Source organism: Falsiroseomonas sp. E2-1-a20 (genome assembly GCF_051433195.1).
GTDB lineage: Bacteria > Pseudomonadota > Alphaproteobacteria > Acetobacterales > Acetobacteraceae > Falsiroseomonas.
On sequence record NZ_JBHMFT010000001.1, the window covers coordinates 506,768 to 519,088 of the forward strand.

Sequence of the window (12,321 nt, forward strand, 5' to 3'; positions counted from 1 at the left end):
GATGTCGGCAACCGCGCCCCCCCGGCCCGAAGCCCGCCCCAACGCCATCCGCCGCGCGCTGGACAGCGACCTGTGGTATTCCTTCACTCGCTCGTCGGTCACGGTGGCAGCCGCCATCGTCGCGCTGATCTGCATCGGCGGCGCGGTGCTGGCGCCCTGGATCGCGCCGCACAACCCCTTCGACCTCGCCTCCCTGCAACTGATGGACGCCTTCAAGCCGCCGGCCTGGGAGGCGGAGGGCGACCCGGCCTACCTGCTCGGCACGGATGACCAGGGGCGGGACGTGCTCTCGGCCATCATGTATGGCGCGCGGGTTTCGCTGCTGGTCGGCTTCTTCGCGGTGCTGCTGTCGGTGTCCATCGGCATCACCGCCGGCCTCGCCGCCGGCTACATGGGCGGCATGGTGGATTCGGTGCTGATGCGCATCGCCGACATCAAGCTGACCTTCCCCACCATCCTGATCGCGCTGCTGATCGACGGCGTGGTGCGCGCCGCCCTGCCGCGGGAGGTGCATGACCAGATCGCGCTGTATGTCGTGATCTTCGCCATCGGCATCTCCAACTGGCCGTCCTTCGCCCGCACCGTGCGCGGCTCCGCCATGGTGGAGCGCAACAAGGAATACGTGCAGGCGGCGCGCGTCATCGGCCTGTCCCGGGCGCGCATCATGGTCACCCACGTGCTGCCGAACGTGCTCGGCCCGGTGCTGGTCATCGCCACGCTGAACCTCGGCTTCGCCGTGCTGGCGGAGGCGACGCTGTCCTTCCTCGGCGTCGGCGTGCCGCCGACCCAGCCCTCGCTCGGCACGCTGATCCGCATCGGGAACGACTTCCTGTTCTCCGGCGAGTGGTGGATCACCATCTTCCCCGGCATCGCGCTGATCCTGCTGGTGCTCTCCGTGAACCTGCTGGGCGACTGGTTGCGCGACGCCCTGAACCCGAAGCTGCGATAATGACAGTCCCGATTCTCGAAGTCCGCAACCTGCGCGTGGAGTTTCCCACGCGCCGCGGCACCCTCGTCGCACTCGACGACGTCTCCTTCAGCATCCAGCCGGGCGAGGTGCTCGGCGTCGTCGGCGAATCCGGCGCCGGCAAGTCCATGACGGGGGCTGCCATCATCGGCCTGCTGGAACCGCCGGGCCGCATCGCCGGCGGCCAGATCCTGCTGAACGGCCGGCGCATCGACAACCTGCCCTATTCGGAACTGCGTAAGCTGCGCGGCCGCGAGATCGGCGCGATCTTCCAGGACCCGCTGACCACCCTGAACCCGCTCTACACCGTGGGCGACCAGCTCGTGGAAACCATGGTGACGCACCTGCCGCTGAACCCGGCGCAGGCGCGGGCCAAGGCGATCGAGTGGCTGGAACTCGTCGGCATTCCCGCCGCCTCGCAGCGCATCGACAGCTACCCGCATGAATTCTCCGGCGGCATGCGCCAGCGCGTGGTGATCGCGCTGGCGCTGTGCGCGGAGCCGAAGCTGATCGTGGCGGACGAGCCCACCACGGCGCTGGATGTCTCGATCCAGGCGCAGGTCATCGCGTTGCTGAAGGGCCTGGCGCGGGACAAGGGCACCAGCATGATGCTGGTGACGCACGACATGGGCGTGATCGCGGAGACCGCCGACCGCGTCGCCGTGATGTATGCCGGCCGCATCATCGAGATCGGCGCCGTCCGCAACGTGGTGCGCCACGCCTCCCACCCCTATTCCGCCGGGCTCATGGGCTCGATCCCGCCGGTCGGGCGGCGGCTGGAGCGGATGCAGCAGATCGATGGCGCCATGCCGCGGCTGTCCGCCATCCCGCCCGGCTGCCCCTACAACCCACGCTGCCCCCATGTCTTCGACCGCTGCCGGGTGGAGCGCCCGGAGCTGATGCCGGCCAAGGAGAACCTCGCCGCCTGCTGGCTGTATGCGGACCAGGGGGCCGGGGAGGAGGTTGCGCGACATGCTTAAGGCACCCTCCGGCACCCCGATGCTCGAAACCATCGACGTCGCCCGCCACTTCGACGTCTCCCGCCCCCTGGTGCAGCGCGTGATGGCGCGGGAGGGCAAGCGCACCCTGCGCGCCGTCGATGGCATCTCCTTCGCCATCGAGAAGGGCACCACCCTGTCGCTGGTCGGTGAAAGCGGCTGCGGCAAATCCACCGTGGCACGGCTGGTGGTGGGGTTGTACGGCCCGACCCGCGGCAGCGTGATCTTCGACGGCAAGGACCTGTCGGAGGCGCGGGCGGACAGCACCCAGCGCCGCCGCATGCAGATGATCTTCCAGGACCCCTATGCCAGCCTGAACCCGCGCTGGCGCGTGCGGGACATCATCGCGGAGCCCATCCGCGCCTTCGGCCTGCTGAAATCGGACCCCGAGATCACGGCGCGCGTGGCGGAGTTGCTGACGCAGGTCGGGCTTTCGCCGCTGGACGGCCAGAAATTCCCGCATGAATTCTCCGGCGGCCAGCGCCAGCGCATCTCCATCGCCCGCGCGCTATCCTCCAACCCGGAATTCCTGGTCTGCGACGAGCCGACCAGCGCGCTCGACGTCTCCGTGCAGGCGCAGATCCTGAACCTGATGAAGGATTTGCAGCAGCGGCTGGGCCTGACCTACCTGTTCATCAGCCACAATTTGGCGGTGGTGCGCCAGGTCAGCGACCGCGTCGGCGTGATGTATCTCGGCCGCCTGGTGGAACTCGCCCCGGCCGAGACGCTGTTCGAGACGCCGCGCCACCCCTACACGCGCGCGCTGATGGAGGCGATCCCGGACCTGGAGATGACCGGGCGGCAGCGCATCCCGGTGGGCGGCGAGGTGCCGAGCCCGATCGACCCGCCGAGCGGTTGCCCCTTCCACCCGCGCTGCCCGCTGGCGAACGCCCGCTGCATCGCGGAGCGGCCGGAGATGATCCCGGCGCGCGGCACGCCCGAAACGCTGGTCGCCTGTCACGCGGTCGAGGAAGGCCGCGACAGCGTGGGCGAACCGCTGATCGGCGAGGTGGCGGCTACCTGACCGGAACGACGGACACGGCATTGTACGGAGACCCGTCGATCAGCCGCGTGCTCCAGGCCATGTAGACCACCGCGTTGCGCTCCTCATCCACGAAGCGGTGGACGCGGGTTTCCTTGAAGAACAGGCTGGTGTTGCTCTCGAACACCACCTCGCCGCGGTCGCCGCGGCGGGCGCCTGGCTGGATCTCCACGGCGGCGGTGGCGGTGCAATCCAGCGCGAAGCGGGCCGGATCCTCCGCCACGCCCAGCATCCCGGACAGGCCGCCGGTGCGGGCCTGGCTGATGTAGCAGGCGACGCCGCGCACCTCCGGATCGTCGAATCGCTCCACAACCACGCGGTGGCTGCGGGTCAGGCCAAGGTTGGTGATGGCCGTGTTCACATGCCCGATCTCCTTCGTCTCCTGCGCGAAAGCGGGGGCGGTGGCCAGCAGCAGCGCGGCGAGCGTCAGGCGGAGCATCGGCAAAATCCTTCAATCGCCGAGGGCGGTGCCCTCGCGGCGGGGGTCGGCGGCACCCAGGATACCCTGTGGCGTGATGCGGATGGCGGTGAGGCCGGAATTCATCTCGCGCACATCCACGCGATGACCGCGGGCCTCCAGCGCCGGCGCCAGGTTCGCGGCGGCGGTGCCGGCCTCGAGCTCCACCGGCCCGGTGCCGACCACGCCGATGCGCGGAAGGGCCAGCGCCTGGGCCGGGTCCAGGTCCCAGTCCAGCACCGCGACCAGGGTCTGGGCCACATGCCCGATGATGCGGGCGCCGCCGGCCGAGCCCACCAGCAGCACCGGTCGCCCACCCTCATCCAGCACGATGGTGGGTGACATGGAGGAGCGGGGGCGCTTGCCCGGCTGCACGCGGTTGGCGACGGGGCGGCCCTCGACCTCCGGCACGAAGCTGAAATCGGTCAGCTGGTTGTTCAGCAGGAAGCCGCGCACGAAGACCCGGCTCGCCATCACCGCCTCCACCGTCGAGGTCATGGAAACCGCATCCCCGCCGCCATCGATCACCGCGATATGGGTGGTGCCGGCGCCGTATTCATCCATCTGCGGCGCCAGTGCCGCCTCGCGCCAGCGCGGGTTGCCGGGGCGGGGCGCGGTCATGGCGCGGTCGCGGTCCACCAGTTGCGCGCGAAGAGTCAGGTAGGCGGGATCGAGCAACCCGGCGGTCGGCACGCCGACGAAGTCCTGGTCGGCGAGGAACAGGTTGCGGTCCGCAAAGGCCAGCCGCCCGGCCTCGGCCAGCAGATGCGCGGCATCGACGCCCTGGGGGTCCAGGCCCGCCAGCCTGAGATGTTCCAGCACGCCGAGGATCTGGCCGACGGCGACGCCGCCCGAACTCGGCGGCCCCATCCCGCAGACGCGGAAGGCGCGGTAGGGGCCGCAGACGGGGGTGCGGCGCACCGGCAGGTAGTCCGCCAGGTCGGCTTCCGTCATCCCGCCCGGATTGGCGTGCCCCTGCACCGCGGCCGCGATGTCGGCGGCGATGCTGCCGCGGTTCAGGGCGTCGGCCCCCTGCTGCGCCACCAGCCGCAGGGTCTGCGCCAGGGCCGGGTTGCGCAGCCTGTGGCCGGCGGGCCAGGGCGCACCGGACCCTTCAAAGAAGTAGGCGCGCGCGCCCGGGTCGCGCCGCAGCGCCTCCGCATTCCCGGCGATGGCGGCGGCGAGGCGCGGTGACACCGCGAAGCCGTCCTCGGAAAGCTGTATGGCGGGCTGGATCAGCCGCGCCCAGGGCAGGCGGCCGTGTTCGCGGTGCGCGCCCTCCAGCATCCGCAGCAGGCCTGGCACGCCGACGCTGCGGCCACCTTCCATTGCCTCCCGGAACGGCATCGGCGTGCCGTCCGGGCGCAGGAACAGGGCAGGGGTGGCGGCGGCCGGTGCCGTCTCCCGCCCATCCCAGGCGGCGATCGCCTGGCTTTCCCCATCGTAGTGCAGCATCAGCGCGCCACCGCCGAGGCCCGAGGCCTGCGGTTCCGTCAGCGTCATCAGCACGGCGGCGGCGATGGCGGCGTCCAATGCCGATCCACCCTCCCGCAGCACCTCCCGCGCCGCATGGCTGGCGTGGCTGTTGGCGGTCGCCACCATGTGGCGCTGCGCCGGCTGTGCCCAGGCGGGGCTGGCGAATAGCAGAAGCAAGGCAAGCAGGCGTGCGCGCATTGGGTCCACCATCCGGTTGCGGATAGCGTAGGGCATGATGGATTCGCCGACCACTCGCCGCGCCTCAGAGGCCCGCGGCCGCGATGCCGAGACCCGCGCCGAAGCCGCGCTGGCGGCCGAAGGTTTTCGTGCCGTTGCCCGCCGTGTCCGCACGGGCGCCGGCGAGATCGACCTGGTGGTGGAACGCGACGGGCTGCTGGTGTTCGTGGAGGTGAAGGCGCGCGCGACGCTCGGCGACGCCGCCTTCGCCCTAGGCGCCCGCCAGCAGGCGCGGCTGTGGGCCGCCGGCGAAGCCTGGATGGCGGCGAATCCCGGTCACGGCGAGGCGGGCGTGCGCTTCGACGTGCTGCTGGCGGACGCCGCCGGCCGGGTGCGCCGGATCGCCGACGCCTTCCGCCTTGGCTGAGCGCTACAGCGCCATGTTGTCCAGCAGCCGCACCTCCCCGAGCCGCGCCGCCGCCAGCAGCCGGCCGGGGCCGGATTGCCAAGGGGCCAGCGTCTCCGGTTGCACCAGCGCCAGGTAGTCCGGCACGAAGCCGGCCTCCAGAAGCTGCTGCGTCGCGCGGGCCAGCACCGGCTGCGGCGCGGCGCCGGCGCGGATGGCATCCAGCGCCGTCTGCATCAGGCGCGGCAGCAGCGGCGCCAGGCCGCGCTGGTCCGGCGCCAAGCGGATGTTGCGGGAGGAACAGGCAAGGCCATCCGCCTCCCGCACCGTCGGGTGGCCCAGGATGCGGATCGGCAGGTCGAGGTCCGCGGCGACGCGCGTCACCACCTGCAATTGCTGCCAGTCCTTCTCCCCGAACACCGCCACATCCGCCTGCGTCTGGCTGAACAGCTTGGTGCAGACCGTGGCGACGCCGCGGAAATGGTCGGGGCGGGCGGTGCCTTCGAAGCCCTCGGCGGGACCTGCGATCTCGATGCGGGTGGCGGAGCCGGGCGGGTACATGGTGGGCACATCCGGCATCCAGGCCAGGTCGCAGCCGGCGGCGCGCAGCTTCGCCAGGTCGCCGTCCTCGTCGCGCGGGTAGCGGGACAGGTCCTCGGTCGGCGCGAATTGCAGCGGGTTGACGAAGATGGACACCGCCACCGTCTCCGCCGCCTGCCGCGCCGCGGCGACCAGCGCCAGGTGGCCCTGGTGCAGTGCGCCCATGGTCGGGACCAGCGCCAGGCGGCGGCCCCCGCTGCGGGCGGCGGCGCTGGCGGTGCGGAGCGTCGGGAGGTCGCGGATGATCTGCATGGCGCGCAGGCTTGCGGAGGACGGGTGGGAAATCCAGCGCGCCGGGCGCGGGTCAGTTCACCCGCCCGGGCATGCGGTGCCGGAAGGCCAGTGCCTCCGCCACATGCGCCCGGCCGACCCGCGGAAGCCCGGCGAGGTCCGCGATGGTGCGCGCCACCCGCAGGCTGCGGACCTGGCCGCGGGTCGAAAGCCGCAGGCGGGTGGCGGCGGTTTCCAGCAGGGCCAGCGCCTCCGCCTCCGCCAGCGGCTGCAGCGCCTCCCACTCGGCCTCCGCGTTGCACCGGGCGCCGCCCCGCAGTCGCTGGCGGTCGCGGGCGGCGGCGACGCGGGCGGCAACGGTTTCGGTGCGCTCGCCCGGTGGGGCGCGGGTCAGCTCGGCGGGGGGCAGCGGCTGCACCTCGATGGTCAGGTCCATGCGGTCCAGCAGCGGGCCGGAGAGGCGGTTCTGGTAGTCCAGGCCACAGGCCGGCGCGCGGGCGCATTCCCGGGCCGGTTCGCCTAGGTAGCCGCAGCGGCAGGGGTTCATCGCCGCGATGCACTGAAATCGGGCGGGATAGGTGATGTGGGCGTTGGCGCGGCTGATGGTGGTGCGGCCGGTCTCCATCGGCTGGCGCAGCGCCTCCAGCGCCGGGCGCGGAAACTCCGGCCATTCGTCGAGGAACAGCACGCCGAGATGGGCCAGGGAAATCTCCCCCGGCCGCGCCCGCTGCCCACCCCCCACCAGGGCGGGGACGGAGGCCGAGTGGTGCGGTTCGCGGAACGGCGGCCGGCGCAGCAGCCTTCCCTCCGCCAGCATGCCCGCCACCGAATGCACCAGCGAAATCTCCAGCGCCTCGGCCGCCGTCAGGTCCGGCAGCAGGCCGGGCAGGCGGGCGGCGAGCATGGATTTGCCGGAGCCAGGTGGGCCGACCATCAGCAGGTTGTGCCCCCCGGCCGCGGCGATCTCGAGCGCCCGCTTGGCGCTTTCCTGCCCGCGCACCTGGCTGAGGCAGGGGCCGGCCCAGGGCGTGTCGTCCAGCGCGGGCGGCGCCGGCTGGGTCAGCGTCTGAAGTCCGCGAAAATGGTTGATCAGCGCCGGCAGGTCGGGCGGCGCCAGCACCTGGATGCGCCCGGCCCAGGCGGCTTCCGGCCCCTGGGCCTGCGGGCAGACCAGGCCGAGGTCCCGCGCGCTGGCCGCCATGGCCGCCGGCAGCACGCCGGCGACGGGGGCGATGCTGCCATCCAGCGCCAGCTCGCCCAGCGCGGCGAATTCATGCAGTTCGTCGCGCGGCAGGATGTCCATGGCGGCGAGGACGGCGAGCGCGATCGGCAGGTCGAAGTGGCTGCCCTCCTTGGCGATGTCGGCGGGCGCCATGTTCACCAGCACGCGCTTCGGCGGCAGCGACAGGCCGATGGCGGTCAGCGCCGCGCGGACGCGTTCCTTGCTCTCGCCCACCGCCTTGTCGGGCAGGCCGACGATCAGGAAGGCAGGGCCGGTTACACAGTCAGATGAAGCTGACCTCGCTTCTCCGAGATGCAGGGGTCTGTCGTTCGGCGGGTCCGGGGGGCGGGCGTTTTCATACATCCGCTTCTCGACGGCACCTCAGGCCGATGGTGACAGTCTGAGACGCCAGACCAGTCGCGCGGAAGAGTACGCCCGTCGAACCGGTCTCGAACTAGATACTGGCCTGCGGGACCTTGGGGTTTCTGGCTACTCGGGTGAGCATCGCAGGAAGGGCGCTTTAGGCCGGTTCCTTGCAGCCGTTGAGGCGGGCGAGGTGCCGCCCGGATCGGTCTTGGTGATCGAAGCACTGGACCGGCTGACCCGTGAGGATGTCTTGGACGGCCTCACCTTGGTGACCGGCCTGCTCAACGCCGGGATTGGCATCGTCACCTTGGAGGACGAGCACTCCTACAGTCGTGAGGCGATGAGGTCCAACCCTTGGATGATCTACGTCCTGGTCGGCAAAATGCAGCAAGCGAACCATGACTCCGCCAGGAAGTCCGAGCGGGTGCGTGCCGGATGGGAGGCGAAAAAACGCGCGGCGGCCGCTAACCGCACGCCTCTCAGCATGATGTGCCCAGCATGGCTGCGGCTGATCGACGGAAAGTATGAAGAGATTCCCCAGCGGGCCGCCACGGTCCAGCGCATTTTCCGAGAAACCGCTGCTGGCGATGGCAAGGACAAAATCGTCCGGCGGCTCAACGAGGAGCGCATTCCCACTTTTACCAGAGAGGGGCAGGGTCTTGTTCTCAGGAGGGCGAGAGAACCGGGTGGTTGGCATGCCAGCTACGTTGGGAAGTTACTGGTAAATCGCGCTGTGCTTGGCGAGTACCAGCCAGGGAAGAACGTCGGCGATGGGAGGCGGCGAGAGCACGATGGCGATCCCGTGCCAGACTTCTTCCCAGCAATCATCGCCCACGTGCTCTGGGACGCGGCCACGGCTTCCAGGCTTGGGCGCCGGGGCACGGGGGGACGCAAGGGCAAAGTTCTGAGAAATTTGTTGACCGGCCTATGTCGGTGCCCAGCTTGCGGCGGCACCATGACAATGCGCGCAAAAGGTGCGAGGCGAAAAGATGCCGCCAAGCCCCGCAGCATCCAGCGTGAGCAGAACTACCTCGTGTGTGACAACGCCGTCCGCAGCCTCGGGTGCACCAGTCGTACGTACCTGCCCTATCATCGGATCGAGACCGCGCTGCTCGATAACATCGAGGCGTTCTCGTTCAATAAAGGTGAGCTAGGGCCAGCCGACGCCACTATCGGTTTGGAAGAGGGGATCGCAATCTTGACTGACCGCATCGGCGTCACCGAGCAGTGGGTGAAGCGGTACATGAACGGGTTTGGAGCAGATATCCCCGACGTAGCCTTCGGCAACATCCGCCAGAAGCAGACTGAGATTGATGAGGGCAGGAGAGAGCTTGCACGTCAACAGGCCGAACTCGTCCAGGCGCGTAGGGTCTGGTTCGGCAGAGATCACGTTGACGCCGTGCGCAGCTTTAGGGCCGAGGCCGAGATGGGCAATCACGCGGCGCAATACGCAGCCAGGGCAAAGATCATGCAGGTCGTGCGCTCCGTCGTGGATGTCGTCCTGTGCGACAGCCGATCTCTCAGTGTGTACTTTGGTGGGCTGGTGGGGCTGGTGCTCATCAGGGACGGCAGGATCGAGTGTCGGCGCATCCTGCCGCCCGAAGCCCGTCTCAACAGGATCGTCCCTGCAAGTTCCACGGCACGACATCGATCGTTTCCGGAATCTCGTCTGAGGATGGGATGACGGTCTCGGCGATCGTGGTCGGCACGGTCAGATGGCGTTCCGGGCGATCTCGCACGAGATGCCGGGTGATGACTGAGCGTCGGATAGGAGATCATCACCAACATGCTCGACACCATGGTGGCGCCCGGTTGGCTGACGATCTCCTCGAACCGCCAGACCACAGGGGCTACTTCGACATTGGCGTCTAGCTGACGCGCGCGCGTTCGCCTCGCGGCTCACGCTCACGGGCGGCTGGGCCGAGCCGCTCGCTGGTCGCTCGCTCTTCGGCCCGCCGCTGTCTCGGGTCAGCACATGGCGCGACGATTGTCCGGATGAGGGATTCGAGGTTCAGTCTCCTGAACCTCGCCAACGGGATGATATGCCGAAGCAAATGCGCAAATGACCGGCATCGGTCGGGCAGCATGCGCCAGGAAATCCCCCGACAAGTCACTCTGCTATACATGCTTATAAGGAAGCGGACTTGTTGGGGGATTTCGCTTCCCGACTTCTCCCTCCCTGCGCGTCTTACCTGACTGAGCGCATACTGCCCCCTCGGCCTCGATCATGCCGACCTTCATCTCACCTCCGGTGCGCAGCACGCTGCTCGAACACCCGCAGCGAGCGCTTTAGCGCGAACAGCGGGGGGAGAGCGGGACGGGCATGGCCCCCGGCCAATGCTCGGACCACCGAGTACATCACCGAATCCTCACACAACCATCTCGTCGAACCATCCCGCGACAATCTGAACAGGATGCCGCTCCACGATCAGCACGACCGTCACCACCACCTCCATCTAGGCGAGGAGACGATGACGATGACGATGAGGCTGACCCGCGAACGTGGCATCCGCTGACGCGGCCACGTCGGCGATTTCCTCGACAGATTTGCCGATTCAGGTACGACGGATGAATGGTGAGCAACAGCGTTGATCCCGTGACTGAGCGAGCGCCGATGCTGCGCGTCTTTGGCGGCCTAGCACCCAGAGTGGCAACCCTAATCAGGACTCGACCGCAGATCGTCGTGCGCCTCATCAATGCGCCACGCGAGGCCGTGCATGCCATCGCGGCCTTCCTCTTTTTGGCCCCAGAATCCCAAGGTGCGGATGATGAAGTCGCTGCGCTAATCTACGATATGGACCCCCGAGACCTGCTGCGCACTGCACTGCCCACATGCCCGCCTAGCCTCTACCGAGCATTGGATCATGCCGGAGATCGCGTTCATCCCTGCACCTTTTATGAGCGGCTTGGCGCCCTCTGCCAGAGCCCGTACGCTACGGCGCTTCTCAAGGGCAACACCATCGACGACGCACGCCTACGATTTTTTGAGAGGCTGGCGCAGATGGACCCTGCCCTGTCGGACATTGCGGAGTCTCTGGACGAACGAGGTCATCTCGCCGAAGCGGCTGACTCCATGGTTGCCCTGCTACGCGCTCGCGGCGCGCTACGTGATGATGATCTCGAACTGCCACCGCGTGCCGGTGTGCGAGCCATCACGCGGCGTCTGCGCGCCGCACTTTCCAGAATTGAAGCTCCTGACCCAGGCTTCTTGGCACCACCACCCTTCCGATTCGTGCGCAATACTGACGAGTTGCAGCGGATTGGACGCACCTTCGGAAACTGCGTAGCAGTCCCGCAATGGAACGCGGCACGGCAACACGTGAATCTCATCCAAGGCACATCTGCGTTCCTCATATCTGACCACCCACCCATGCTGGCCTCGCTGCATCGCTTCGCTGATCGCGTTTGGCAAGTTGATCAGGTGCTTGGGCCAAAGAATGAGGTTGCGCCGACTGGAACACATGCCGCGCTCACCCGTGCTCTGCGAGAACGGGGGCTGACAGTCGTGACCTCCGACCCTCACACCTCACTTGCAAGACTAACTGACGCGGCGGGACGGAGAAGCCGGTTGGCAGTGGAGTTCGATCGAATCGTCGAGCTTGAGGATTACGAGGACGAAGAGCCTGCCCTACGGCCATGACTGTCAGTCGTGAGGCAGCGGAACATGGGTAACGCATCTCGGTGCGCACAGGCTCTAGAGTACGACTGGCATAGGTTCGATTGGCGTCACCTCGCTGCCTTGCTGTCCTTGGTTATCTCTCGCCACACGCTGCGCAAGCAGGACCACCCGCATCGGCTCAACGCCGCGACGGAGAAGTGCAAGTTCAGCGGCATCGGCAGGGCACACTCGCCACGAAGGCGACGATCCGCCGACATCTCCTACCGTCGCTGAGGGCCAGCGCCTTCTGAATGCATCCGCGACCTTTTGCCGTTCAATGCCAGGGTGTCGGACAAGCAGCAGCACCGTGTCATCACCAAAAACCATCCCGGCCATCGCCACAGCACGCCACTCAAGGCAGCGCCTTGTGGCTCGGTCCCGCATGCCGCGACAAGCTCGCCGAAGTCGAGCAATACGACACCGCAGCGACTCTCCGTGGTTCGGCAGCGGTAGGACGATTAGGGTGACGCGAGTATCACCCGCGCAAATCCAAGCTGCCATCCCGAGCCACCATCGCTGAGCCGCTGTGCGGCGGCAGTACCAGCAACCCGCTGACCGACAACGCCACGGCCAGTAGCCGTTGCTCTGCCCACGCCGCCCAGATCGATTATCCTGGCAGCGACGTAGACGTTCGGCCTGAACGTCTTCTCCGGCAGAGACCAATAGCTCGATGACCTCCGCCTGGGCGGATTGAGCCGTCGCCAATGCTGCTTGTGTGGAC

General features: G+C 68.3%; 10 protein-coding genes. 6 read left to right on the plus strand and 4 right to left on the minus strand.

Translation table 11 applies throughout. The features are described from left to right. Position 1: 1 nt before the first annotated feature. From ACFHPP_RS02465 to ACFHPP_RS02475, 3 genes are read left to right on the plus strand one after another with little or no spacing between them, the layout of a single operon-like run. Positions 2-949 (plus strand): ABC transporter permease, encoded by a 948-nt coding sequence (locus ACFHPP_RS02465; protein WP_437161669.1) that lies wholly within the window; start codon positions 2-4, stop codon positions 947-949. After that, entirely contained in the window at positions 949-1,947 is a 999-nt protein-coding gene (locus ACFHPP_RS02470; RefSeq protein WP_437161670.1) for an ABC transporter ATP-binding protein, read from the plus strand. The genes ACFHPP_RS02465 and ACFHPP_RS02470 overlap by 1 nt, the downstream gene beginning before the upstream one ends. Then, positions 1,940-2,989 carry an ABC transporter ATP-binding protein gene (locus ACFHPP_RS02475; RefSeq protein WP_437161671.1) on the plus strand — a complete coding sequence of 350 codons (1,050 nt, stop codon included), beginning with the start codon at positions 1,940-1,942 and terminating at the stop codon, positions 2,987-2,989. Before ACFHPP_RS02470 ends, ACFHPP_RS02475 begins: the two co-directional genes overlap by 8 nt. Here the strand turns inward: ACFHPP_RS02475 and ACFHPP_RS02480 are convergent. Then, a complete protein-coding gene (locus tag ACFHPP_RS02480; RefSeq protein WP_437161672.1) occupies positions 2,982-3,446 on the minus strand; it encodes a CreA family protein in 465 nt (154 codons plus the stop codon). The two genes, ACFHPP_RS02475 and ACFHPP_RS02480, sit on opposite strands and share 8 nt — an antisense overlap. A gap of 12 nt (positions 3,447-3,458) precedes the next feature. Next, positions 3,459-5,174 carry a gamma-glutamyltransferase gene (ggt, locus tag ACFHPP_RS02485; RefSeq protein ID WP_437161673.1) on the minus strand — a complete coding sequence of 572 codons (1,716 nt, stop codon included), beginning with the start codon at positions 5,172-5,174 and terminating at the stop codon, positions 3,459-3,461. On the opposite strand from ggt, the gene ACFHPP_RS02490 reads away from it, so the two are divergent. Further along, complete coding sequence (locus tag ACFHPP_RS02490) at positions 5,173-5,544, plus strand: YraN family protein (RefSeq protein ID WP_437161674.1); 372 nt, start codon at positions 5,173-5,175, stop codon at positions 5,542-5,544. The genes ggt and ACFHPP_RS02490 overlap by 2 nt on opposite strands. A gap of 3 nt (positions 5,545-5,547) precedes the next feature. Here ACFHPP_RS02490 and panC read toward each other — a convergent pair whose 3' ends face one another. Next, positions 5,548-6,375 (minus strand): pantoate--beta-alanine ligase, encoded by an 828-nt coding sequence (gene panC, locus ACFHPP_RS02495; protein WP_437161675.1) that lies wholly within the window; start codon positions 6,373-6,375, stop codon positions 5,548-5,550. A gap of 52 nt (positions 6,376-6,427) precedes the next feature. Further along, positions 6,428-7,939 carry a YifB family Mg chelatase-like AAA ATPase gene (locus ACFHPP_RS02500; RefSeq protein ID WP_437161676.1) on the minus strand — a complete coding sequence of 504 codons (1,512 nt, stop codon included), beginning with the start codon at positions 7,937-7,939 and terminating at the stop codon, positions 6,428-6,430. Between the two features lie 37 nt (positions 7,940-7,976). Here ACFHPP_RS02500 and ACFHPP_RS02505 point away from each other — a divergent pair, with 37 nt between their 5' ends. Continuing rightward, positions 7,977-9,626: a recombinase family protein gene (locus ACFHPP_RS02505; protein WP_437161691.1), complete on the plus strand. Its 1,650-nt coding sequence runs from the start codon at positions 7,977-7,979 to the stop codon at positions 9,624-9,626. A gap of 930 nt (positions 9,627-10,556) precedes the next feature. Continuing rightward, positions 10,557-11,582 carry a hypothetical protein gene (locus ACFHPP_RS02510; RefSeq protein ID WP_437161677.1) on the plus strand — a complete coding sequence of 342 codons (1,026 nt, stop codon included), beginning with the start codon at positions 10,557-10,559 and terminating at the stop codon, positions 11,580-11,582. Positions 11,583-12,321: the final 739 nt, after the last annotated feature.